The organism is Mesorhizobium sp. M1273, from assembly GCF_040318195.1.
Lineage (GTDB): Bacteria > Pseudomonadota > Alphaproteobacteria > Rhizobiales > Rhizobiaceae > Mesorhizobium.
This window is the reverse complement of the sequence record NZ_JAMYLV010000024.1, coordinates 50,046-76,657: the sequence shown is the minus strand read 5'-3', so window position 1 is coordinate 76,657 and position 26,612 is coordinate 50,046. Positions and strand designations below refer to the sequence as shown.

The 26,612-nt window shown below is 63.5% G+C and carries 12 protein-coding genes; 6 read left to right on the top strand and 6 right to left on the bottom strand.

Annotation, left to right across the window (positions count from 1 at the left end; genetic code table 11):
* Positions 1-4 precede the first annotated feature (4 nt).
* The 6 genes from NKH30_RS22905 to NKH30_RS22880 form a co-directional block, all read right to left on the bottom strand.
* The gene (locus tag NKH30_RS22905) at positions 5-2,413 is read right to left on the bottom strand and encodes a dipeptide ABC transporter ATP-binding protein (protein ID WP_352769165.1); all 2,409 of its coding nucleotides are present in this window, start codon (positions 2,411-2,413) and stop codon (positions 5-7) included.
* A 79-nt stretch (positions 2,414-2,492) separates the two neighbouring features.
* Entirely contained in the window at positions 2,493-3,650 is a 1,158-nt protein-coding gene (locus NKH30_RS22900; RefSeq protein WP_352473527.1) for an ABC transporter permease, read from the bottom strand.
* Between the two features lie 12 nt (positions 3,651-3,662).
* Positions 3,663-4,697, bottom strand: a complete 1,035-nt coding sequence (locus tag NKH30_RS22895; RefSeq protein ID WP_352453204.1) for an ABC transporter permease — start codon at positions 4,695-4,697, stop codon at positions 3,663-3,665.
* Between the two features lie 221 nt (positions 4,698-4,918).
* A complete protein-coding gene (locus NKH30_RS22890; RefSeq protein WP_352473524.1) occupies positions 4,919-6,571 on the bottom strand; it encodes an ABC transporter substrate-binding protein in 1,653 nt (550 codons plus the stop codon).
* Positions 6,572-6,831: 260 nt separating this feature from the next.
* Complete coding sequence (locus NKH30_RS22885; protein WP_352997181.1) at positions 6,832-12,882, bottom strand: translocation/assembly module TamB domain-containing protein; 6,051 nt, start codon at positions 12,880-12,882, stop codon at positions 6,832-6,834.
* On the bottom strand, positions 12,882-14,807 hold the full coding sequence (locus NKH30_RS22880) for an autotransporter assembly complex protein TamA (RefSeq protein WP_352997179.1): 1,926 nt from the start codon (positions 14,805-14,807) through the stop codon (positions 12,882-12,884). The genes NKH30_RS22885 and NKH30_RS22880 overlap by 1 nt, the downstream gene beginning before the upstream one ends.
* Before the next feature lie 273 nt (positions 14,808-15,080).
* Between NKH30_RS22880 and NKH30_RS22875 the strand changes: the two genes are divergently transcribed.
* From NKH30_RS22875 to cysW, 6 genes are all read left to right on the top strand, one after another.
* Positions 15,081-20,561, top strand: a complete 5,481-nt coding sequence (locus NKH30_RS22875; RefSeq protein ID WP_352997177.1) for an alpha-2-macroglobulin family protein — start codon at positions 15,081-15,083, stop codon at positions 20,559-20,561.
* A 201-nt stretch (positions 20,562-20,762) separates the two neighbouring features.
* Positions 20,763-22,853: a penicillin-binding protein 1C gene (gene pbpC / locus NKH30_RS22870; RefSeq protein ID WP_352997175.1), complete on the top strand. Its 2,091-nt coding sequence runs from the start codon at positions 20,763-20,765 to the stop codon at positions 22,851-22,853.
* 54 nt (positions 22,854-22,907) lie between these two features.
* Positions 22,908-23,594, top strand: coding sequence for a M15 family metallopeptidase (locus NKH30_RS22865; protein ID WP_352997173.1), 687 nt, complete (start codon positions 22,908-22,910; stop codon positions 23,592-23,594).
* Between the two features lie 218 nt (positions 23,595-23,812).
* Positions 23,813-24,841, top strand: coding sequence for a sulfate ABC transporter substrate-binding protein (locus NKH30_RS22860; protein ID WP_352473515.1), 1,029 nt, complete (start codon positions 23,813-23,815; stop codon positions 24,839-24,841).
* Between the two features lie 18 nt (positions 24,842-24,859).
* Complete coding sequence (gene cysT, locus NKH30_RS22855; RefSeq protein WP_352771332.1) at positions 24,860-25,711, top strand: sulfate ABC transporter permease subunit CysT; 852 nt, start codon at positions 24,860-24,862, stop codon at positions 25,709-25,711.
* Positions 25,704-26,588, top strand: coding sequence for a sulfate ABC transporter permease subunit CysW (gene cysW / locus NKH30_RS22850; RefSeq protein WP_352473513.1), 885 nt, complete (start codon positions 25,704-25,706; stop codon positions 26,586-26,588). Before cysT ends, cysW begins: the two co-directional genes overlap by 8 nt.
* Positions 26,589-26,612 lie beyond the last annotated feature (24 nt).

Here is a 26,612-nt window from a genome sequence, read left to right as displayed (position 1 = left end):
GCTCTCAGCCGCCCTTGGGTTTGCGCGGCTTGCGCGTGGCGTCCTCGGCCTGTCGGCCGTCGCCGACAGTCGGCGGCATGATTGGTGCCACCGCGCTGTCGGCAGAGCTTGAGGTGCCGGTCTCTGAAACCTCGTCGCGAACCTCGTGACGGCGGGCTTTGGCGACCGCTTCGGCATTCTCCACTGCCTGGCCCTCGGCATCGGCTTCAACGCTGCCAGTCTTTCCATGCGGGCGCTTGGGCGGATCTCCGGCAAAGCCCGGGCCAACACCGTGGTTTGCATCATCCGGCACGCCCTCATTTGCGGCGTGCTCCTTGTCGAATTTGATCACCGGCTCCATTTTCGCCAGCACGTCGTCGGACAGCCAGCACAGGCTCATATGGCCGTCGCCGAGATTTTTGACTGGCGGCACCATGGTTTCGCAAAGGTTGTCCGGCACCAGTTTCTTGTAGCCGCAGCGCGTCTGGAACGGACAGCCGGACGGCGGGTTCATCGCCGAAGGGATGTCGCCCTCCAGCACGATGTGCTTCTTGACCACGCTTGTGTCGGCGATCGGGATCGCCGACAGCAATGCCTCGGTATAGGGGTGATAGGGCGGCGCGAATATCTGGTCGGTCGTGCCTTGCTCAACGATATAGCCGAGATACATGACGACGACGCGGTCGGCGATGTAGCGCACCACCGACAGATCGTGGCTGATGAACAGCATCGTCGTCTTGTTCTTGCGCTGGATGTCCATCAAGAGCTCGGTCACCGCGGCCTGGACCGACACATCCAGTGCCGAGACCGGCTCGTCGGCCACCACCACCTTGGCGTCGCCGGCAAAGGCACGCGCAACGCCGATGCGCTGTTTCTGGCCGCCTGAAAGCTGGCGCGGCTTGCGCGACTCGAACGCCCTCGGCAGCTTCACCAGGTCGAGCAATTCCAGCATTCGCTTGCGGCGGTCGGCCACCGTGTCGCCGACGTTGAACTTTTCCAGCGTACGGATGATCTGCGAACCGACCGAATGGCTGGGATTGAGCGTGTCGAACGGATTTTGGAACACCATCTGGATCGACGACACCGTGTCGACGCTGCGCTTCTCGATCCCGGTCGACTGGATCTCCTTATTGCCGAGCTTGACGCGGCCGGAGCTTGCCGTTTCGAGGCCGAGCAGCACCTTGGCCAGGGTCGATTTTCCGCAGCCGGATTCGCCGACGATCGCGACGGTCTCGGATTCGCGCGCCATGAACGAGATCGTCTCGTTGGCCTTGACGACACGGCCCTCGCTCGAGCCGAACACTTCGCTGCCGCCGACCTTGTAGTACTTCCGGAGGTCTTCGATCTGGAGCACCGGCGCACCGGGCACCACCCGCTCGTTGACCTTCTTGGCGCCGGGTGGCAGCGCCTCCCAGTCGATCTCGTTGAAGCGCACACAGCGCGAGAAATGCCCGTCATGGCCTTCGACCGCGATCATCGGAATTTCGGCGGCGTTGCAGACGCCCTCGACGAAATGGTGGCAGCGCGGGCCGAAATTGCAGCCCTTCGGCCGCTCGTGCGGTAGCGGCAACTGCCCCGGGATGGATATCAGCGGCCGCGAATTCTTGTCGGCGCCCGGCAACGGGATCGAGCGGAACAGGCCTTGCGTGTAAGGATGGCGCATCCGGTCGAAGACGTCCTTGATCTTGCCGGTCTCCACCGCTTCGCCCGAATACATCACCGTGATGCGGTCGCAGGTCTCCAGGATCAGGCCGAGGTTGTGCGACACGAAGATCATCGAGGTGCCGAACTTCTCGCCCAGCCCCTTGACCAGGTCGACGATGCCGGCCTCCACCGTCACGTCGAGCGCTGTCGTCGGCTCGTCGAGCAGAAGCAGCGCCGGCTTCGACAGCAGCGCCATGGCAATGACGATGCGCTGCTGCTGACCGCCGGAAAGCTGGTGCGGGTAGGAACGCATCATGCGCTCGGGATCCGGCAGCTTCACCGCGCGCACCATTTCCAAGGCGCGTTTGTAAGCTTCGTCCTTCGACACCTTGTCGTGGATCAGTGGCACTTCCATCAGCTGCTGGCCGACCTTCATCGCCGGGTTCAGGCTGGCCATCGGTTCCTGGTAGATCATCGCGATCTTGTTGCCGCGGATGGCGCGCAGTTCCTCGTCGGACAATTCTCCCATGTCCTTGCCCTGGAATTTGATCTTTCCGCCGACGATCTTTCCGATGTTGGAGAGGTCGCGCATGATGCCGAGCGACACGGTCGACTTGCCGCAGCCGGATTCGCCGACAATACCCATCGCCTCGCCGGGCATGACCGTGCAGGAAAAATCCATGACCGCCGGGATCTCGCCCTTGCGGGTGAAGAAGGAGATCGACAGGTTCTCGATCTCGATGATCGGGCCATTCGTCGGCTTGGCGGGATTTCGAACTGCCTCATTCATGGGTCGCTCCAATCCTTGTTCTTCAGGCATGTCGGGCCGAACCCGGCATCGATCTTCCCGGCGTCAATCTTTGCCGGCATCAATCCTTCATAGACTGTTCGCGCAGCGAATCCGCCAGGAGGTTGAGGCCGAGCACGAACGACATCAATGCGATCGTCGGCGGCAGCGCCGGGTGGATGAAGGAGCGCAGCAGCCGGCTTGCATCCTTGATCGCCGTGCCCCAGTCCGGGCTTTCCGGCGCCAGTCCCAGCCCGAAATAGCCGAGCGTACCGAGCAGGATCGTGGTGTAGCCGATGCGCAGGCAGGCGTCGACGATAAGCGGCCCGCGCGCATTGGGCAATATCTCCCACAGCATGATGTACCAGGGCGATTCACCGCGCGTTTGTGCCGCCGCAACATAGTCGCGCGTTTTGATATCCATGACCAGGCCGCGCACGATGCGGAACACGCCGGGGCTGGAGGCGAACACCACCGCCACGAAGATGTTGAGCTGGTTGGGATCGATGTGGATGATCTTGAACGGATCGGCATCGAAGACAAGGCCTGCATAGATCCAGCCGCCAAGTACCAACGTCAGGCCAAGCAGGATATAGAGGCGGTCGGGGCGGTTCTTGTAGCGTGTCCAGAACAGCACACTGAAGAAGATGATCGGAAACAGGAAGAACAGCCCTGCCATCGCGTAGGGGATCGGCGTGTCCATGATGCCCGGCGTCACCAGCAGGTAGAACAGGAGGATCACCGGGAAGGCCAGCACAAGGTTGGCGAGGAAGGACAGCACCGTATCGATCTTGCCGCCATAATAGCCGGCCGGCAGGCCGAGCGTAATGCCGACCATCAGCGCAAAACCGGTCGCCGCCGGCGCGATGATCAGCACGATCTGGCTGCCATAGACCATGCGGGAGAACACGTCGCGGGCGAGCTTGTCGCCGCCGAAATAGTATACAAGTTTCGACGCCGGCTCGATTGCGCCCGGCAGCGCGTCCTTCATGATCGGCACTTGGGCGAGCGGATCGAAGGGTGAGATAGTCGACGCGAAGATCGCCGTAAACAGCCAGAACAGGCAGATGCCGACGCCGACGATGCCGACGCCGCTGTCGAAAAGCTGGCCGTAAAGGCCTAGCTTCTTCTTGTAGCCGAAGCTCGCCCCCATCACCAGGGCGAGAGCGATCCAGACCGGCCAGAAGCGGGCAAGCACGCCGAGTACGACGTTGAAGGCGCTGAGATATTCGACCTGCATCCGCCCGGTCTCCTATTGAACTCTGATGCGCGGATTGAGGAACGCGTAGCCGACATCGGAGATGAGCTGTGTGATCAGGACGATAAACACCGAGACCAGCGAGCAGCCGAGCAGAAGATCGATGTCGTTGTTGCCGGCGGCCTCGACCAGGGTGTAGCCGAACCCCTGGTAGCGGAACATCACCTCGACGATGACGACGCCGGTGAGCAGCCAGGGGAACTGCAGCATGATGACCGTGAATGGCGCGATCAGGGCGTTGCGCAGAGCGTGCTTTATCACCACGCTGCCGAAGGAGAGGCCCTTCAGCCGGGCGGTTCGGATATATTGCTGGGTCATCACCTCGACCATCGAGGCGCGGGTCATGCGAGCGATGTAGCCGATGCCGTAGATCGCCAGCGTCATCACCGGCAAGGTGAAATTATAGAAGGTGATGCCCTGGCTGGCCGAGGCCGCCGAACCGTTCAGCACGCCGAGCCAGGAGGCAAAGATCACGGTGAAGATGACGCCCGAAACATATTCGGGCGTCGCCGTCGAGGCGATCGAAGCCACCGACAATGTGCGGTCGGTGCGTGAACCCTCGCGCATACCGGCGAGAATACCGATCAAAAGCGAGATCGGCACCATTACGGCCAGCACGCAGAGCATCAGGATGCCGGTGGCGCTGAGCGCCGGAAAGAGTTTCGAAGCGACCGTCGTCTTGAACTTGGTCGAGCAACCGAAATCGCCTTGCAGGATGCCGGAGAATGTCGGCACGACCGGATCGTTGCAGAAGGAGAAACGCTGTGCGGGCTTGCCGGTCGCCGGGTCGGTCACCGGCTGCTTGGGCATGATGCCCAGCCATTGACCGTAGCGGATAAAGAAATTCTGCCGATAGCCATGGTTGACCAGCCAAGCCTCAAGCTGCTCGGCGGATGTGTGCATTTCGGTCTGGCTGATCGCGAGCTTCTTCAGATTAGGCCCGAGATTGACCAGGAAGAAGACGATCATCGTCAGGCACAGCATCGTCACTGCCATGGTGCCGAGACGCCTGATAACGAAAGAAAGCATGGCGGTCCCCTGCCGGTCGGGTTGGGGGGTGGAACCGGTTTGCAAGCCGTGCGCTGCCGCCAGCGGCAGAACAAGCCTTCAGACCAGTCCCAGATGCAATACCCTTTTTATTGCAGACCCAGGCCGAAGAGTCCGCAACTTTTTGCTGCGCCGACTTCCGGTCCAAGGACCATGCAAAGAGCGAGGGAAAGGGGCGAGACGCCCCCTTCCGGATCGTCCGGTCAGGCCTGGTCGAGCCAGACCTTGCCGTAGTCGCGCTCGAAGGTCGGGTGCATCTTGTAGTTCTGCACCGCCTTGACCGAATGGCTGTAGAGCTTGCGCCAATAAGGCTGGATGATAATGCCGGAATCCTGCAGGATCTGCTCGATATCCTTCATCATTTCCTTGCGCTTGGCGGCGTCGGCAACTGCCAGCGCAGCGTTGAGCTTGGCATCCCACTCCGGATTCGACCAGGCCGTCTCGTTCCAGGCCTCACCTGTGCGATAGCCGATCGCCAGAACCTGGACGCCGAGCGGCCGCATGTTCCAGTTGGTCATCGACAGCGGATACTTCGTCCAGTCGTTCCAGAAGGTCGAACCCGGCAGCACCGTACGCTTGACCTTGATGCCGGCGTCGCGCATCTGCGCGGCGATCGCATCGCCTGTGTTCTTGTGCCAGTCTTCGTCGACCGTGATCAGTTCGTGCTCGAAATCGGCCTGGCCGGCTTCGGCCATCAGCGCCTTTGCCTTGGCCGGGTCGCGAGCAATCTTCGGCAATTCATAGTATTCCGGATGGATCGGGGCGACATGGTGGTTTTCGGCAACCGTGCCGGCATTGCCGTAGCCGAGTTGCAGGACGACATTGTTGTCGACCGCGAGCTGCAGGGCGTTGCGAACCTTCTGGTCGCCGTAAGGCTTGTTGGTCACATTGGTACGGCAGACGATCGTCGAGGCGGTGACGATCTCCGACTTCACCAAATCCATGCCGTCGAGGATCGACACATAGTCGGCCGACGTCTCGAAGTTGGTGTGCACCTCGCCTGCCTCGAAAGCGCTGACCATCGCCGCCGGATCGGTGCCGTAGTCGATGAACTCGATGCCGTCGAGGAAGACGTCACCATCCCACCATTTGTTGTCTTCGCGGCGCTTGTAGACCACTTTCTGGCCGACATCGTAGGAGACCAACTCGAACGGGCCGGTTCCGATCGGGCAGGACTTGAAGTCGCCGCCCTTCTCGTCGAAGGTCTTGTGGACGATAAGGCCGGGATAGTCGCACACGTTGGGAATGAGGGCGATATCCGGCTTGCTGAGCGTCAGCTTGACCGTGTGATCGTCGACCTTGGTAACCGCGCTCTCATCCAGCTTGTCATCCTTGACCAGCGAACCGAGGCGACCGGGCATGGAATTGCCTTCGGCTTTCTTGTCGGCCCAACGCTTGAGGTTGAAGATGACGTCGTCTGCGGAGAACGGATCGCCGTTGTTCCAGGTGACGCCCTTGCGCACATGCAGCGTGTATTCGGTAGCGTCGTCATTCACGTCCCAGCTCTCCAGCAGATAGGGGCGGAACGTGTATTCGGTGGTGTATTTGACCAGCGGCTCGAGCGCCTGGCGCTCGGCATTGGCGATTTCCGACCAGTCGGCCTTGCGCGGATCCTTCGGATCCTTGATCCATTGCGCGACCTTCAATACGCCGCCTTTCTTGCCCTGGACCTCTTCCGCCTTGGCCGGCGTCGGGTCTGCAAGGCCAAGCATGCCATAGGCCATCGCCGTCGACGCGCCGAAGACGCTGGCGAGAGCTAGAAATTCGCGACGATCCATCTTGCCTGCCTTGGCGTCTTCGGCCATGGCCAGGATGTGATCGGGAACGCGGTCGCCGTTACTCTTGTAGATCGTCATGACTTACTCCCATTGTTGGCTTTCTGCCTTTTAACATTCCGCATCCTCGCCATGATGTCAAAGACGGCAGGGATTGGGAACATGCCAAGGAATGTGCAACTTTGAAAGCAGGGCGGTTCGCGCGATAACGACAGTCTTGGCGCAAATTTGCTACTGCGCCAGGGATTTCGTCCGAAATCCCCACAGGCAATTAAACTGGGACATTCGCCGCTGCGCCACTCGTTCTCAGGCAACCAGTTGTTCTGCGCGAACGGCCGGTTTCAATATTCCCGTTCGTAGAAAACACCGCCTTTTGCTTCGCCGGCGTCGGTTGCCTCGCCACGCAGCTTGACGCCGCGCCCAACGTCGAGATCGACGGTTGCCTTGCCCGAGCCCGGCCTGTCGCCCTTCTGGATCGTCACATAGGTACGGTCGTTGAGATACTTGCCCGCCGAGACGGCGGTGCCACCCTGTTCATCGGTGATTACGTCGAGATCGTCGACGCCGATTGCGCTGCGCAGGTTCTGCAGCAGTGAGGTCGAGCCGCCGACGCCGGCCAGTTGTCCGGCAGCCTCGGCAAGCTGCGCGATCTGCAGCGGCGACAGGTTCGACATCGAACGGCCGAAGATCAGCTGCGCCAGCACCTCATCCTCCGGCAGCGCGGGTACCGAGGAGAAGGTGAATTTCGGGTTGTTCGCCTCGCCTGACACCACGATAGTCACGGTGGCGCTGGTCGTCTTCGATTGCGCCGTGAGATTGAGGTAGGGCACCAGAGAGCCGGAAAAGCCGACGGTGCCTTCCGTGAAGGTCAGCCGCTTGGCAAGGATCGTCAACCGTCCGCGCCGCAAGGTGAAGGTGCCGACCGCCTGGGGTGACGATGCCGGGCCGGTCAGCCGCAGCGAACCGCCGAGCTCGGCGTCGACACCCCTGCCCTGGATGAAGATCTGGCTCGGCGCATTGACCGTGACGTCGAGATTGAGGCCGTTGCCGCCGCCGCCACTGCTTGCAGCGGCCGGGCGCAACGCCTTGTCCTGCGCACGCACGGCGGCCGGCGCATTCTTGTGCTTGACGTTGAGCTCGGCCAGCGAGCCGGGCAGCTTTTCGGGTACGGTGATGACGGTCTTGGCCAGGTTGACCGTACCGGAAATCACCGGCGCGGAGGTGAGCGGTCCCTTGACGGTCAGGTCGCCGCCAAGATTGGCGGTGACCACCTTGCCGTCGGTATAGCGGCCATCGACGAGCTTGACCGACAGGTCGGCCGGAAAACCTTTTGCCGGATCGATGCCGACGGTGCCGCTGGCCGAAAGGCTGCCGCGTGTCGACAGCGTGCCGGTCAGGCGGTTGATCCTGGCCACGCCATTGCCGATAGCGACATCGGCAGTGATGTCGTTGATCGCAAGCCCCGATCGCGCATCGACCAGACGGGCGCCCGACGTGCGGACCGTGCCTGAGATCACCGGCGACGTCGCCGGGCCGCGCACCTGCACATCGACGTCGGCCGTGCCGCTGAGGGACAGGCCTTGCGCGGCGAGTGTCCTGGTGAGGAAGGCGAACGGCACCTTGCCGGAAAAGTTGAGATCAAGGGTGGGCGCGCCTGATGTCGTCATCGTGCCGCCGCCCTTGAGGCCGAGGCCGGCGGCATCGCTCATGTTGGCGTCGAAGGTCAGTCTGTTGCCCGAATACGTACCTGAGGATGAAACGCCCATGCCGCCGAAACCTGCACCACGGGTCTGCGACGTCTGAACGCCTGCGGCGTCGATCTTGAAGGCAACGGCCGGATTGGCCGGCGCGCCCGTCACCTTCACCGTGCCCGAGATGGAACCGGCGGCATCGAGGCCCGGCGAAAAACTGTTGGCTATCGAGATCGGGACGCGGGCCAGCGTCGCGTTGAGGTCGAACGCCTGCCCAGCCTTGCCCGTGATCGTCGCCGTGCCGCCGCCGAGGTTGAGCACCAGCCTGTCGAGGCTGGTCACTCCATTGGCGATGTTGATGGTCGAGGCCTGGGCGATGGCCGCCTTGATGCCGCGGATGGTCGCCTCGCCGGAGGCAAGTTCGACCGTCGTCGTGCCCTTGACCGCCTTGACCCGGCCGGCCGCCCTCAGCGGAATATCCTTGACGGTGGCGCCACCGGAAAAGCCGGTCCATTCGCCGTCGCGCTTGAGATCGACGTTGACGCCCCGAATAGCCGTTCCGCCGGAAGTTACGCTGTCGGCACGGATTTTGCCCGAGATCACCGGTGCCGCCAGATAGTTGGCGATCAGCGCATCGATGCTCACGGCCTTGGCCGAGACATCGCCGCGCGAGATCGAGGCCGTCGTCGCCTTGACGGCGACTTGCGGCACGGTACCCGCCTTGGAGAAGGCGATCGTGCCGCGCACATCGCCATCGGCCTTTTCCAGTGCCAGGGCCGCAAGCGGACCGATATCGGGCAGGTCGAGCGCCACGGTGCCGGCCGGCAGGAAGGCATCGTCAAGCGCCAGGTCGCCGGAAATACGGTTCTTGCCGAGCGACAGCAAAAGCCCGTTGATGGCGCGTTTGCCGTCCGATGTCGCCAGCACGGCACTACCCTGCAGCGGTTGGCCGCCGACGTTTCCGGTGAGTTGCACATTCGCGGCGGGGTTGGCCGCATCAGCCTTGCCGGTGGCGGTGAGCTTCAATCCCGTGATCTCACGCGCGGCCACCGAAAGCTTGTCGCTGTTGACAGTCAGCGATAGATCCGGTGCGGTACTGGCGCCTTGCGCATTCAGCGCGAAAGAAATAGCGCCTCCGGCATCCTTGGATAGCAGCGAGACGTCGCCTAGTGCGCCTTTGACGTCGGCGCTCAGCTTGTTATCGGCAAGGCTCGCCTGCCCGTCTGCGGTCAGCGCGCCTGATGACAGCCTGATCGCGTTGGCGGTGACATTGCCGTTGGCATCCCGCTTCAGCGCGGCACTGAATTGCGTTCGCTCGGCGAGCACGCCACGCACCGCCGCCGGCAGCGCCGCCGAGGCGGCGTCCGCCTTGACATTGAGGTCGATGGCGCCGTCGGCCAGCGAGACCCGCCCGTTGAAGCCGCTGTTCAATGCGTCGCTGGTCACCGTGCCGCTATCGATGACGATGGCATCGGCGGCAAGGCTGCCGGCGAGTTTGGCGGTGACCTTGCCGGCGATCAGCGGCGCGATAGTCGGATTGTCGATGCCGATTTTTTCGGCAGTCACGGTGCCGGAGATCGGCCCGCTCCGGGCTTTCACGTCAAAGCGATCGGAGTGCAGCGCAAGCGTGATGCCCTCGATCATAGCTAGATTGGTGGCGGCCGATGGCAGCGTCGCGGAAATGTCGAGCTTCGGCTGGGCGCCCTGCCCGGCCGCCGTTAGCGATATCGCCTGTAGCACGAGCTTGATCGGGCTCTCCTTGCTGCCAAGCGACAACGGCAGGCTCGGACCGGTAGAGGCCAGGTGGAGCGAAAAATCGCTGGCACCGTTCGGATTGATGGTGCCGGCTGCCTTGCCGGAGATCTTCTCGCCGGCAAGCGTCGCCTGCTCGATGGCCAGGCCGCTGGCCGACGAGAAACGGCCTGCTGCGTCGAGATCCAGCGGCCCGAGCCCAGCCTGCCGGGTCTGGCTGGTTTCGGCGCCGTTGAGCCGGGCGGTGAAGCGAATATCTGGGGCAGCCGACGATCCGGTGACCTGCGCGGTGCCGCTGAGCACGCCCACGGCATCGAGACCCGGTGAAAAATCATTGGCAAGCGCTGCCGGCACCGCCGACAAGGTGGCAGCGAGATCAAGCGTCTGGCCGGCCGTACCCGACACGGCAACCGAACCACCGCCGACACCGAGCGCCAATTTCTCTATGCTCACCCTGCCATTGGCGATTGTCAGCGCTGATGGCTGCGCGACAGCTGCCTTGATGCCGCGGATGGTCGCCTCGCCCGAGGCAAGCTCGATGCTGGTGGTGCCGTTCGCAACCCTGACCCGCCCGGACGCGCTGGCCGGAATGCCGGCGACCGTGGCGCCGCCGCTAAAGCCGGTCCAGTCGCCATCGCGCTTCAGGTCGACATCGATGCCGCTGATCACCGTGGGTCCAGAGGTGATCGTGTCGGCCTTGATCTTGCCGGCGATTGCCGGTGCTTTGAGATAATTGGCGACCAGCGCGTTGACGGCGATTGTCTTCGCCGCCAGTTCGCCGCGCGAAATCACGGTGCTCGTCGCATCGATCGCGACCGTCGGCGCTCCGTTGTCGTTCGCAAAGCGGATGGTGCCGCGCACGTCGCCGGCTACCGACTGGCCTGTGAGTGCGGCCAGCGGAGCAATATCGGCGGCATCGAGGGTCAACGTGCCGAGCGGCAGCAGGTTGTCGTCGAGCCCGAGGTCGCCGGAGACCTTGTTGTCGGCTAACGAGACGGCAAGTCCATTGATGGAGCGCTTGCCGTCGGTTGTGACCAGCGATGCCTTGAGGTCGAGCGGCTGGTCGTCGACCGAGCCGGTCAGCGAGACATCGGCGGCGGGACTGGCGATATCGGCCTTGCCGCTCGCGCTCAGCCTGATCTGCTTCACCGTATGGCCGGACGCCGTCAGGCTGTCGCTGTTGGCCGAAACCGAGAAATCCGGTGCGCTGCGCGCGCCGCTTGCGGTAAGCCCGAAACCGACGGCGCCGCCGACGTTGGCGCCGACCAGCGGCGACAGCACCGACACGTCGCCCAGCGTACCCTTGATATCGGCTCGGATATCGGTGCCTTGCACACTGGCGGTGCCGCTGGCGCTAAGCGTGCCGGAGGTGAGTTGCAATGCGTTGGCGGCGAACGCACCGTCCGGGTCGCGTGTCGCGGTTGCGGAAAACTGCACGCGCTCGCCGAGAACCGAGCTGATTTGCGGCGGCAGCGCCGTCGAAGCCGCGTCGGCATTCATCTTGAGCGTCATTGACAGATCGGCAAGCGCCACTGTGGCTGTTACGGACGCATTGAGCGCGTCGCTGCGTAGCGTGCCTTCGTCGACGACAATCTGTTCCTTGCTGACGGAGCCGGCGAGACCGGCGCTGACCCTGCCCGTTATCAGCGGCGCCAAAGTCGCAACGTCGGTGTTCAGGTCGGCCGCCGTCAGCTTGATGGTGACCGGCCCGTTACGGTTCTGGATGTCGAAACCATCGGAATGCACTTGCCCGATCAGGTCGTCCACCCGCGTGCCGCCCGCCACCACCGAGACCAGCGACGCGCCGATATCCACCATCGGCGCCTTGCCATCGCCGAAAGCGCGGGCCGTGGCATCCTTGATTGCCACGGTTATCGGTTGCGCCTCGCTGCCGAGGCTGAGCACGATCGGCGGCCCCTTTGCGGCGAGCTTCACCGAAAGGTCGCTGGCGCCGTTCGGATCGACAATGCCGGCGGCGGTCGCGTGCAAGGCGCCGCTGTCGATATTGGCGCGCTCGACATCGACGCCGCCGGCCGCGGTCGCCGTGCCGGCGAGGTCGAAGGTGGTCTTGCCGGCAAACAGCGGTTTCAGGGTTTCGGGCAGGAAGCGCTCGAATTCGCCATCGCCGTTGGCCTCGACATAATGACCCTTGTCGGTGAGCTGATGGCGACCGGTAAGCTGGGTGACGATCCGGCCGTCGACAACGAAGGTCCCGATGCCATTCCAGTTGGCGAGCGGTCCGGTGCCGGAAACGACAATGTTGACCGGCGGCGCGCCCGGCAGGTTGAGCAGGTTGGCGATGATGCCGCCGGCCGGCTCGGATGCCTTAAGGTCGAGGTCGAGCTTGTTGTCGGCCGGCGCGAAATGGGCTTTGGCGTCGACCGTGCCTTGCTTGCCGTCGTGGCGAACGATGTTGAGGTTGGTCTCGATCGCCAATGGAGAGGCGTCCGCCTTGAGCGCTCCCTTGGCTGCAAGTTCGGCCACACCGCTGCCGGCCAGAGCCTGCCCGAGCGCGATTTCGGGAAGGTCGAGTTGCCTGACGTCGATGGAAACCGGCAGCGTCGTCGCTCCGCTTTGGCTCGGCTGTGTATTGGCCACCGGCAGCCTTGCCAACTCGATACGCTCGGCCCCAATGCGATCGGCGCTGAAGCTCTTCGACAGGAGTGCCAGCGGCGACCAGTCGACGGCCACGTTGCGCGCCACCATCCAGGCGCCTTCGCGATCCTCCAGAACGACATGATCGACCCTCAGCGCGCCCGACCAGATGCCGTCGATGCCGACGACAGTCACCTTGCGGTCGCCGGTCGAGGCCATGGTCGAGATGATGCCGGCAAGGTTTTCGCGGCCGCGCTCGGTTTTGGTCAGCACGACGAGCGCCCCCACCGCCGCTGCCACGACGATGAGCAGCGTGTAGAAAAGAATACGGAGGATGCGCCTGAATATTGCCATCAGAATGCCTGGCCGATGCCGGCATAAATGCCGAAATGAGGATCGTCAGGACCGCGGTTGAGAGGCACCGCCGCGTCGACGCGCAGCGGCCCGAACGCCGTCAGATAGCGCAAGCCTACACCCGCGCCGACCTTCATGTCCGAAAAATCGGGGACCTGCCTGGTCGACACCGTGCCGGCATCGACGAACGGCACGACGCCGATCTTGTCGGTGACGGCGATGCGCATCTCGACCGAGGTCTCAAAGAAGGAAAGCCCGCCGATCGGTTCTCCATTGCTGTCCTTCGGGCCGATGCCTTGATAGGCATAGCCGCGCACCGAACCGCCGCCGCCTGAGTAGAAGCGTCGATCTGCCGGAACATCTTGAAGACTGGCGCCGATGATGGAGCCGATGGCGACACGTTCGGCGAAAACGAATTTCGAGGCCGAATCGAGTGACTGGTAGGCCGACCCCTCGCCCTTCAGCTTGACAAACGCAGCCCCGCCCAAAATGTCGTAGCTCGGCTCACCATAGGCCAGCACCCTGAAGCCCCGGGTCGGATTGAGCTTACTGTCGCGATTGTCGTAGACATATTGCAGTGGAATGCTGGCGATCAGATAGGTGTGCTTGCCGAAAGCGTCGTGGATCCTCGAATAATCCAGCGCGACTTGCGCGGAAACCGTCTGCTTCTTGTCCAATTCGTAGGATAGGCCGGTGCTGCCCTTGACCGAGAAATGGTCGTAGGCGTCGGGGTGTTCCAGCACGGTATTGACGCTGGCAATGAATTTCGACGCCGGCCCGACCACGCCCGGCTTTTCGAACATGACGCCGGCATTGTAATTGAGCTGGGTCAAGTCGTTGCTGCCGATGCCGCTGATCTTGCCGTCGATGCGCAGCTTTTCGGCGCGGCCAAACAGATTGCGATGCCCCCAATAGCCTTCGAGGCCCAGCCCTTCGGTGTTTGAGAAGCTGCCGCCAATGCCGAAATAGCGCGGCTTGCGTTCGCTTACCTGGACACCGATCGGGATGTTGCCCTCGGCGTCGAGTGCGTCGGCTTCCTTCACCGTCACGCTGTTGAAGACCTCGAGCCCGAGCAGCCGGTCGCGCGCATCGTCGATCTCATCGGGCGAATATTGGCGGCCGCGCTTAAGGCCGGTCATATATTCGGTGAAGTCGCGGTCGACCTTTTCCGTGCCCTCGACAGTGGTGTCGCCATAGCCGGCGACCGGGCCGGCCGCGACGGCAAGCGTCACGTCGAGCGTCGAACCGGCGTGCTCGGCGACGATCTCGCGGCCCGTCACCTTGGCCAGCGGCCTGCCTTCTTGCTTGAGTGCCCGCACGATCGCCGCCTCGGCCTTGAGCACGGCGCCCGAACTGGCGTCACCGCCGGCGATCAGACCGAAATCGGCACTTGCCAGCCCCGCCGCATCGCCTTCCAGCCTGATGTTGCCAAGCGTGAATTTCGGCCCGGCTGCTATGCTTATCACCACCGGTATCGGCTGCGGACCCGAAAACTCGGCATCGGGCGGCAGATCGTCGAGCGGCTTGCCCTGAATAGTGATGGTGACGACACCCTCGTAGCGGGCGTCAGTGTAGAGTGCGGCAACAAGTTGTTCACGGTCGCTGCGCGCCTTGGCCAGCAGGCCGAGAGAACCGGATACCGGGTGTTCCTCGTCGGCCTTCAACGCCGAGGCGTTTTCGAGCTTCTCGGCGAGATCCTTGTCGGCGTCCGGCGCCTCGATCGTCACCGCATAGCGCAGCGGGTCGACGATATCGGCATCTTCGTCTTTGGATCCCCACAGCTTGATGCCGAAAATCTCGAAGGCTGCCGCACTTCCGGTTTCGGCAACAAGTGCCGTAGAGCACAACAATGCGAAAAGCAGGGCGCGCGAAAGCGCGCGCCGTGGCGCGGTTCCTCCCGACATCTGCCTTTCATACGCCGGCATTACGCTCCTAGCCTAGCTCGCAAACCTAAAATTGGAATGAAGTTCTGAAGCACTCGTAAAGGGGCCACAATCCAATTGCTGAAATAGACAGGGCTTGGAACTCACACCTTCTGCGTCGCCGCAAGAAAGCGTGATCCCCTGTCCTATGGAGCTACTACCGGTCACCGGCCGGAAAGCAAACCGTTGGCAGGCGGATCCTGCCGCGTCCTGATGTTGACAAGCGCGACTGAAGCTTGAAGATTTCTGGACGTAAGCACTTGTCTGGAGGGGTTTATGGCAATGCGCGCGGCTCGTGGTCTATCGATTCTTTTCCTTCTCTTTTTTGCCTGGAGCGGTGTCGCGCAAGCGGCCGAAGCCCGGCGCGTGGTGACATCGGACAATTCCGACTATTTCGGTTTCGATCTCAGATCCGACCAGAATGTCAGCCTCGACCAGTGCAAGACCACCTGCCTCGGCGACCCGGCCTGCCGCGCCTTCACCTACAACCTCAAGGCCAAATGGTGCTTCCTTAAATCCGATTACAATTCGTTGAAACCCTTCGGTGGCGCCGTCGCCGGCAAGGTCGTCAACATCGATGGCGATCCCGACATCGGCGCGCCACCCGAACTCGCCTTCTTCCCCAACTGGATGGCCGACCAGGCCCAGCAATACCGCAACAACCTCACTGGCCCGACCTACACCAAGCCGACCGAGGGGCTGACGGCGCTGAGGGCCGCCGCCGAACGGTCGGCGCTGACGGGCGACCATCGCTCGGCCATGCACAAATACGAAGCGGCGGTTTCGGTGCTGCCGGATGATGGCCAGCTCTGGCTCGAGCTGGCGCGCGAAACGCTTGCCGTCCATCCGACCGCCAACAGCTCGGAGCCGTCGACCCTGCCGGCGAACGCCACTTCCGCCGCCTTCAACGCCTACAAATTGCTGCGCACCACCAAGACGCGCGCCGACGTGCTGGCGCTGCTCGGGGACGGCCTTGATCGCCGCGATCTCTACAGGCCGGCTCTGCAGGCCTACGAGGCGAGCCTCGCTCTCGTCAATTCGCCGGCAGTCAGGGCCGCCTATCAGGATCTCAAGGCCCGCAAGGGCTTCCGCGTCATCGATCATACCGTCGATGCCGACACCAGCGCGCCACGCATCTGCGCGCAGTTCTCCGAGGAACTGGTCAAGACCGGCGTCGACTACTCGCAGTTCGTTACTGTCGACAACGCCGCTCCCAAGGGCGTCGAAGCCAAGGACAAGCAGATCTGCGTCGAAGGACTCGAGCACGGCCAACATTATGACGTGACCTTCCGCGCCGGCTTGCCGGCCGCCATTGGCGAGGTCACCGCGGCACCGGTGGTTCTGTCGATCTACGTGCAGGACCGCGCGCCTTCGGCCCGCTTCACCGGCGACAGCTTCGTGCTGCCCGCCGGCGCACGCCGAGGTATACCGGTCGTCACCGTCAACATGAATGCCGCCCAAATGAAGCTCTTCCGCATCGGCGACCGCTCGCTGGCCCAGCTTCTGTCGGGATATCAGTTCCTGCGCCAGCTTGACGGCTACGACATTTCGAACATCTCCGAACAGATGGGCGAGCCGGTCTGGCAAGGCCAGCTCGACATCGCCAACGACCTCAACAAGGAAGTCACCACCTCCTTCCCAATCGACGAGGCTTTGCCGAAGCGCAAGCCCGGCGTCTATGTGCTGACCGCACAAGCCGTCAACGATCGCAGCGACGACTATGATTCGCACGCCACGCAATGGTTCGTCGTCTCCGATATCGGCCTGTCGACCTATACCGGACAGGATGGGCTGAACGTCTTTGCCCGTTCGCTCGCAACCGCCAAGCCGATCGCCGGCGCCGAGCTGACGCTGCTGGCCAGGAACAATGAAATCCTCGGCACCGCGACCACCGACGCGGAAGGGCGGGCGGTGTTCAATCCCGGCCTGACGCGCGGCGACAGCGGCATGGCCCCGGCCGTGCTGATGGCCAAACAGGGCGACGACGATTTCGTCTTCCTCGATATGGGCCGCGCCGGCTTCGACCTGTCCGACCGTGGCGTCGCCGGACGGCCGGCACCTGGCGCGCTCGACGTCTATGCCTGGACCGAGCGCGGCATCTACCGCGCCGGCGAAGATGTCCATGTCGCGGCCCTTGCCCGCGACAGTGCCGCCAAGGCGGTCGAGAACCTGCCGCTGACCTTCATCTTCTCGCGGCCCGACGGCGTCGAGGACCGCCGCATCGTCAGCGACGGCGCATCGGCCGGCGGTCACGCTGTCGACCTGCCGCTGGAACCCAACGCCATGCGCGGCACCTGGACGGTGGCGATCCATACCGATCCCAAGCAGGCGGCGGTCGCCAGCCAGATGTTCCTGGTCGAGGACTTCGTGCCGGACCGCATCGAGTTCGACCTGTCCTCCGACAAGCAGGAGATCGCCCAGGGCGAGACCGCCAACATTACCGTCGACGGCCGCTTTCTCTACGGCGCGCCGGCCGCGGGCCTCGCGCTCGAAGGCGAATTGACGCTGTCGACCGCCCGCGATTGGGACCGCTTCAAAGGCTATTCTTTCGGTCTGGCCGACGAACAGTCGGCTGAACCGACGGTGACGCCCTTCACCGGCCTGCCGGTGGTCGGCGAGGACGGCAAGGCGACTTTCCCGGTCTCCGTCGATCAATTGCCATCCACCACCAAGCTGGTCGATGCAAAGGTCACTGTCAGGATGCGTGAAACCGGCGGCCGTGCCGTCGAGCGCTCGCTGAATATCGGCATCCGCCCGCAGGGCCACATGATCGGCATCCGCCCGGATTTCGACGACGACGAGGTGCCGCAAGGCGGCACGGCCAAGTTCAGCCTGATCGCTGTCGACCCAGACGGCAAGCGTGAGGCGCTGAAGGGCGCGCAGTGGTCGCTGGTCAAGGTCGAGCGCAGCTACCAGTGGTACCGCTCGAGCAACTCCTGGAACTATGAGCCGGTCACCTTCACCAAGGCGGTGGCCAACGGCCAGGTCGACCTGAGCGCCGATGGCGAGGCGACGGTGTCGCTGCCGGTCGACTGGGGCCGCTACCGGCTCGAGATCGAGACAGCGGATCCGGAAGGCCCGGCCACCAGCTACGAGTTCGACGCCGGCTGGTATGTCAGTTCCACCACCACCGAAACGCCCGACGGCCTAGAGATCGCCCTCGACAAGGATACCTATGCGGCGGGTGAAGTGGCCAAGCTCAAAGTGTCGCCGCACTTTGCCGGCGAGCTGCTCGTCACCATCGGCGCCGACAAGCTCCTGAAGACCGTCACCGCCAGCGTGCCGGCCGGCGGCAGCACCGTCGACATCCCGGTCGGCGACGACTGGGGTGCCGGCGCCTACGTCACGGCAACGCTGTTCAGGCCGGGCGATGCGCAAGAGACGCGTATGCCGGCGCGCGCCATCGGCGTCAAATGGCTGAAGCTCGATCCCGGCTCGCGGAAGCTTGCCGTCAGCTTGGCGCCGCCGGACAAGACCATGCCGCGCCAGCAGCTGTCGATCCCGGTGGCCGTAGCCGGCGTGCAGCCCGGCACCAACGCCTATGTCATGGTCGCGGCCGTCGACGTCGGCATCCTCAACCTGACCAACTACAAGGTACCGGATCCGGAGAACTGGTTCTTTGGCCAGCGCATGCTCGGTCTCGAGGTTCGCGACATCTATGGCCGGCTGATCGACGGCTCGCTGGGCACAACCGGTAAGCTGCGCACCGGCGGCGACGGCGCCAACATGCAATCGCAAGGCAGTCCGCCGACCGAAAAGCTGGTAGCCTTCTTCTCCGGCCCGGTCCAGCTCGACTCCGACGGCAAGGCGCGGATCGACTTCGACATACCGCAGTTCAACGGCACCGTGCGCGTCATGGCCGTCGCGTGGACAAAGGAAGCAGTCGGCCATGCCCAGTCCGACGTCATCGTTCGCGATCCGGTGGTGATCACCGCCGGCCTGCCGCGATTCCTGGCGCCCGGCGATTCCGCCGTCATGCGGCTCGATGTCGCCGACACCGACGGCCCCGCTGGCGACTACAAGCTGACCATCGACACGACGGGCGACCTGTCTACCGGCAGTGCCGCCTTGCCTGAAAAGCTGACGCTGGCCAAAGGCAAGCGGCAGACGCTGACCGTGCCGTTGATTGCGCGGACCGCGGGCAACGCCTCGATCACCATCAAGCTTGCGCATGCCGACGGCACCGCTGTCGAGCAGACGCTCTATGTGCCGGTGCGCCCAGCGCAACTGCCGGTGACCACCCGCATGGTCGTCGACCTCAAGGGCAATGGCGGCGCGCTGCGCGTCGACAAGGAACTGCTGGCGGCAAGCCTGCTCGATGGCGCTTCGGTCAGCGTCGGCGTTTCGCAGGCGGCTGCCTTCGATGTACCGTCGCTGCTGATGACGCTCGACCGCTATCCCTATGGTTGCGCCGAACAGACCACCAGCCGCGCCATGCCGCTTCTCTACGTCAACGAGATGGCTTCCGGCATCGGCATGGCCAGCGACCCCGATCTGCATGGCCGCGTCCAGGACGCTATCTACAAGGTGCTGAGCTACCAGGCATCGGCCGGCAGCTTCGGCCTGTGGGGTCCGGGTTCCGGCGATCTGTGGCTCGACGCCTATGTCACCGATTTCCTGACCCGGGCGCGCGAGCAGAAATACGACGTGCCGGCTTTGGCGATGAACCAGGCGCTGAGCAATCTGCAGAACGCGATCGGCTACGATCAGGACGTCCAGGATCGCGGCAGCGAGATCGCCTATGCGCTCTATGTGCTTGCCCGCAACAAGAAGGCCTCGGTCGGCGATCTGCGTTATTATGCCGACACCCAGCTCGAAGCCTTTACCAGCCCGATGGCCGTCGCCCAGTTGGCGGCGTCTCTCGCGCTCTACGGTGACACCCAGCGCTCGGAGGCAACCTTCCAGGCCGCGCTGCAACTGGCCAAGTCGACGCCCGAATATGACTATTACCGGTCCGACTATGGCTCGCCGCTGCGCGACGGCGCGGCGATCCTGGCGCTTGCCGCGGAAAGCAAGCCGGTGCCGACCATCGTGCCGGCGCTGATCCAACTAGTGACCAGGGAACGCGCCGACGCCAGGTGGACCAGCACACAGGACGAGTCCTGGATGCTGCTGGCGGCCCGCGCGCTGAAGGCCGGCAATGATTCGATCGCGCTGACCGTCAACGGCGCACCGCATGCCGGCGGCTATTCGGACCAGATCGCTGGTGGCGACCTGGCCGACAGTCCGCTGACCATCGTCAACACCGGCAGAAATCCGCTGCAGGCGGTCGTCACCACCGTGGCCTCGCCGATCCAGCCTCTGCCGGCCGGCGGCAACGGCTTTACCATCAGCCGTACCTACTACAAGCTAGACGGCACAGAGGCCAACGTGACGGAGGTCAAGCAGAACGAACGCTATGTCGTCGTGCTCAAGGTTTACGAGCAGAACACCTGGCCTTCGCGACTGCTGATCACCGACCTGTTGCCGGCCGGCTTCGAGATCGACAATCCGGGCCTGGTCTCCAGCGCCCAATTGACGAACTTCTCCTGGCTGGCGCAGACCGATGCCGCTCATCTCGAATTCCGCGACGACCGTTTCGTCGCGGCTTTCAATCCCAACGACGGCGACGGCGACCGCAACATCACGCTCGCCTACGTCGTGCGCGCGGTGACGCCGGGCACCTATGCCCACCCGGCGGCAACGATCGAGGACATGTACCGGCCGCAATATTCGGCCCGCACCGCCACCGGCATGATGGAGGTCAAGGCGCCGTAAGGATAGGAATATGGCGGTGGCGCTGCCCCTCATTGCCCTGCCGGGCATTTCTCCCCGTATAGAGACGGGGAGAAAGAGCCATGCGCCGAAGTTTTCGCCGAACTTTAACGTCGCAGAAAAGGCGCCAAGGGTCGCGACAGCCCCCTTCTCCCCGTCACTAAACGGGGAGAAGGTGCCGGCAGGCGGATGAGGGGCGGCGCCATGCTCTCCAGAAAATTCCTGCGCCGAGCGGCCATCACGGGCATTTCCTTGGCCGGTCTCGCGGCAATCACCGCCTTCGGCCTCTGGCAGCTCGACCGCGCATTTCCGCCGCCGCTGCCGGCTGCTTTGACGGTCTCGACCGAGGTGCAGGACCGAGACGGCCAGCTGCTGCGCGCCTTCGCTACGCCGGATGGCTACTGGCGGCTCGCTACCAGCCTGGACCAGGTCGACAAGCAGTTCGTCGACATGCTGGTCACCTATGAGGACAAGCGTTTCTGGGATCATCAAGGCGTCGACGTGCTGGCACTGGCGCGTGCCGCCGGCCAGTTCGCGACCAGCGGCCATATCGTCTCCGGTGGTTCGACGCTGCCGATGCAACTCGCCCGGCTGATCGAACCGCGCGACAGCCGCAGCCTCGGCTCGAAGATCAAGCAGGTGCTGCGCGCCCTCCAGATCGAACGGCGGCTTTCCAAGCGCGAGATCCTCGAACGCTATCTGACGCTGGCGCCCTATGGCGGCAATCTCGAAGGTGTGCGCGCCGCTTCGCTTGCCTATTTCGGCAAGGAGCCGAAACGGCTGACGGTCTCGGAGGCGGCCCTGCTCGTCGCTTTGCCGCAATTGCCGGAAAAGCGGCGCCCTGACCGCAACCTCGACGTCGCCCATGCCGCCCGCGACCGCGTGCTGACCCGCATGGTCTCGGCAGGCCTGCTCGGCGAACGTGAGGCCGCTCGAGCCGCGCTCGACGATGTGTCGGGGCTGCGGCGGACCTTGCCGGCGCTCGCTGCCCATGCGGCCTATACGATGCTGTCCAAGGCCATTCCCGGCCAGAAGCTGCAACTGACGATCCGCAAGAGTGTCCAGGAAGGGCTGGAGCAGGTGGCCAAGGATGCGGCCGCCAGGCTCGGCCCTCGCCTCTCGGTGGCCATGGTACTGGCCGATGCCCGTACCGGCGATATTCTTGGTGAGGTCGGCTCTGCCGATTTCTTCGATGCCAGCCGTTCGGGCTGGATCGACATGACCAAGGTCGTTCGCTCGCCTGGCTCGACGCTGAAGCCGTTCATCTACGGCCTCGCCTTCGAACAAGGCCTGGTGGCGCAGGAGATGCTGATCGAGGACAGCCCAGCCGATTTCTCCGGGTATCGACCGAAGAACTTCGACATGGGCTATCAGGGCGATGTCAGCATCAGGCAGGCGCTGCAATTGTCGCTCAACGTGCCGGCGATCCGCGTGCTCGACGCGGTCGGCCCGGCCCGGCTGATGGCACGCTTTCGCCAGGCCGATGTGACCCCTATCCTGCCCGTCAACGAAGCGCCCGGCCTGGCGATCGGCCTCGGCGGCGTCGGGGTGACCCTGCGCGACCTAGTCCAACTCTATGCCGGCCTTGCCAATGGCGGCAAGGCACACACGCTGCATGACGGCACCGAGCCGGCGAATGCGGAACGCTCGACCACCACCATCCTCGACGGGCAGGCGACCTGGCAGATCACCGACATCCTGTCAGGCGTCAAGCCTCCCCAGGGTGCCGCCCAACGCGGCATTGCCTACAAGACCGGCACCTCCTACGGCTATCGGGACGCCTGGTCGGTCGGCTTCGACGGCCGCTACGTGCTCGGCGTCTGGGTCGGCCGCCCCGACGCCGGTGCGGTGCCCGGCCTGTCCGGCTATGTCTCGGCTGCGCCCATCCTGTTCGAAGGCTTTGTCCGTTCCGGCCTGGCCGCCGTACCACTGCCGAGCCAGCCGTCCGGCGTCCGGCGTCCGAAACGCGAGGAGCTGCCGGTGACGCTGACGCGCTTCGGCGCCGGCACCGATGGGCTGGTGCAGGCGACGCCGACCGAACCTGCGCCAACCATCATCTTTCCGCCCGACGGCGCTCGCGTCGATCTCGGCACTTCCTCGGCCGACGCCTCGCCGCTGGTGCTCAAGCTGCAAGGCGGCCGCGCACCATTCCGCTGGCTGGCCAACGGCAAGCCGCTGGTCGGCATCGACCGGCGGCGCACCGCGACCTGGCAGCCGGACGGCGCCGGCTATTCGACCCTGACCGTGATCGACGCGGCGGGACGCGCGGCCAGTGTGAAGGTTTTCGTCGAGTGAAAGTTTCCCTTGAATAATTTCCGGCAGGTGATTCAGGGGATTGGGTTTTACGTCTTGCTTTCGGCCGCCGGTATTTCCTCGGCCTTTGCTGACACCCTCCCCGCCGGCTTTGTTCGGCTAGCCGACATCGATCCCAATATCCGGCAGGATATCCGCTATGCCGGCCTCGAGAATTTCCTGCATCGCAAGGTAAGCGGCTACCATGCGCCGGTATGCATCCTCACCAGGCAAGCGGCGCAAGCGCTTTCGGCAGTGCAGAAAGCGATTGCCGCCGAAGGACTGACGCTGGTCGTGTTCGACTGCTATCGCCCTGCGCGGGCTGTCTCCGACATGGGTGACTGGACAAAAACGAGTGGGCCACCGGACGCGCAATGGTACCCAAAGGTCAAGCGCAAGGATCTCATCGCCAAGGGCTATATCGGCGAACTGTCCACCCATTCGCGCGGATCGACGGTCGATGTCGCGATCGCGCGAGCCGACCGCAAGAGCGCTCCGAAACCGGCCTGCGGCGCGACCGATGCCGACACGCTCGATTTCGGCACGGGTTTCGACTGTTTCGATCCAGCGAGCGAAACGGCTCACCGACCGATAGCCAGTGAAGCGGCGGCTAACCGCAAAAGACTTGTCGAGGCGATGCGTGCCCGCGGCTTCAAGAATTACGCCCGCGAATGGTGGCACTTCACGCTGGAGAACGAGCCGTTTCCAAAAGAGCGCTTCAACTTTCCCGTTACCGCCGAATAGCCGGCCGCAACCTTCGGGCGCGACGCAGTCATTGCCGAAGAGCTAGCCGTCTCTAGATAATCGCGTCGGGAGCGCAATCATGGTCCATGCGGGGAAAATAGTTTCTCGCATCGCCGAAACTAGGCGAAAAATTGCTTCAATAGGCCAAAAAAGGCAACATTGAATGCATCTAAATTCTATCAATTCGGTAGATTGGCGCGAGTTCAACGGAGGCGGAAATGACCAAACCTCATTTCAGGAAACTGCTCGGCGCACTGGTCGCCACATCTGTCCAGTTCGGCACGCTCGGTTTCGCGTTTGCCGACACCACCATTCTCAACGTGTCCTATGACCCGACGCGTGAGCTCTACAAGCAATTCGATGAGGCCTTTGTCGCCCACTGGAAGGCCGAGACAGGCGAGACCGTCACCGTCCAGCAGTCGCATGGCGGATCCGGCGCCCAGGCGCGCGCCGTGATCGACGGGCTCGACGCCGACGTGGTGACGCTGGCGCTCGAAGGCGACATCAACGCCATTGTCTCGAAAACGAAGAAGATCAATCCCGACTGGCGGACGAAATTCGAAAACAATTCGGCACCCTACACCTCGACGATCATCTTCCTCGTCCGCAAGGGAAACCCCAAGGGCATTCATGATTGGGGCGATCTGGTCAAGGACGATGTCCAGGTGATCACGCCCAATCCGAAGACCTCCGGCGGCGCGCGCTGGAACTATCTTGCCGCCTGGGCCTATGCCAGCGCCAAGGATGGCGGCGACGAGGCCAAGACCAAGGAATTCGTCGGCAATCTCTATGCGCATGTCCCGGTTCTCGACACCGGTGCGCGCGGCGCCACCGTGACCTTCGCGCAAAAGGGGCTGGGCGACGTGCTGCTCGCCTGGGAAAACGAGGCCTATCTGGCGCTCGACGAGTTCGGCGCCGACAATTTCGATATCGTCTACCCGCCGACCTCGATCCTGGCCGAGCCGCCGGTAGCCGTGGTCGACGCCAATGTCGACGCCAAAGGCACGCGCAAAGTTGCCGAAGCCTATCTGAGCTACCTCTATTCCAAGGAAGGCCAGACGCTCATCGCCAAAAACCATTATCGCCCTTCGAAGCCCGAACTGGTGCCGGCGGAGGACTTGGCCAAGCTGCCTGAGATCAAGCTGGTCACCATCGACGACCCGCTTTTTGGCGGCTGGAAGAAAGCACAGCCTTATCATTTCGGCGATGGTGGTATATTCGACCAGATCTACAAGCCGGCCCAGTAGCATTTAGATCAGGACGACATGACCACAGCACCCGCCAAGGCGGGGTGGCGATTCAGGCAGCCGAGCGTCATTCCGGGTTTCGGATTGACGCTCGGCTTCTCGCTTGCCTACCTCACCCTCATCATCCTCATTCCCCTGTCCGGGCTGATCTGGCGCTCGGCGGCGCTCGGCTGGACCGACTTCTGGGCGATCGTCACCGACCGCCGCACCATCAACGCGCTTGAAATCAGCTTCGGCACCGCCTTCATTGCCGCCGCCGTCAACGTCGTCTTCGGCACGATCGTCGCGTGGGTGCTGGTGCGCTACAGCTTTCCAGGCCGCCGCATCGCCGATGCCATGGTCGACCTGCCCTTCGCGCTGCCGACGGCGGTTGCCGGCATCGCTTTGACCACGCTTTACGCACCGAATGGCTGGATCGGAAGCCTGCTGACGCCGCTCGGCATCAAGGTCGCGTATACGCCGCTCGGCATCGTCATCGCGCTGATCTTCATCGGGCTGCCCTTCGTCGTGCGCACTGTGCAGCCGATCATGGAGGAAATCGACAAAGAGGTAGAGGAAGTGGCCGCCACGCTCGGCGCCAATCGCTTCCAGATCATCAGCCGTGTTCTGCTTCCCGGACTGGCACCGGCCATCGTCACCGGTTTCGCGCTGGCCTTCGCGCGCGGCGTCGGCGAGTACGGCTCGGTTATCTTCATCGCCGGCAACCTGCCCTACAAATCCGAGATCGCACCGCTTCTGATCGTCATCCGGCTCGAGGAATATAATTATGCCGCGGCGACCGCGATCGCGGCGATCATGCTGGCGCTGTCCTTCGTGATGCTGCTGGTCATCAACCTGGTGCAGACCTGGAGCCGCAAGCGCTATGGCTGACCCGGAGATCAAATCCTACGCGCCGCACCACGAAAGCCGCTCGGCGGCGGTAACCGAAAGCCGCCCTGCGCAAGCCGTGCTGATGGCGGTAACGTTTGCGTTCCTCGCCATCTTCCTGCTCTTGCCGCTGATCATCGTCTTCAAGGAAGCTTTCGCCAAGGGCATCGAGGCCTACACACAGGCGCTAGGCGAACCGGATACGCGCTCAGCGATCCGCCTGACGCTTCTGGTCGCGGCGATCTCGGTGCCGCTCAACATCGTCTTCGGCATTTCCGCCGCCTGGGCGATCGCCAAGTTCGAGTTCAAGGGCAAGGCGTTCCTGACCACACTCATCGACCTGCCCTTTTCCGTCTCGCCGGTCATTTCGGGGCTTGTCTACGTGCTCTTGTTCGGCGCGCAAGGCCTGCTCGGCGCCTGGCTGAAAGCACATGGCATCGTCATCCTGTTTGCCGTGCCGGGCATCGTGCTGGCCACCGTCTTCGTCACCTTCCCCTTCGTCGCCCGCGAATTGATCCCGCTGATGCAGGAACAGGGCAATGGCGACGAGGAGGCTGCCCTGTCGCTTGGAGCCAATGGCTGGCAGGCGTTCTGGTACGTGACGTTGCCCAACGTCAAATGGGGATTGCTCTACGGCGTGCTGTTGTGCAATGCCCGCGCGATGGGTGAGTTCGGCGCCGTCTCGGTCGTGTCGGGCCACATACGCGGGCTGACCAACACCATGCCGCTGCATGTCGAAATCCTTTATAACGAGTACAATGCCGCCGCCGCCTTTGCCGTCGCTTCGCTGCTTGCCGGCCTGGCGCTCGTCACGCTGGTCTTGAAAACACTTCTCGAGATGCGCTACGGCGCCGAGATCGCCGCGACGCGCGGACACTGACAAATGCATGTCGCCCAAAAGTGT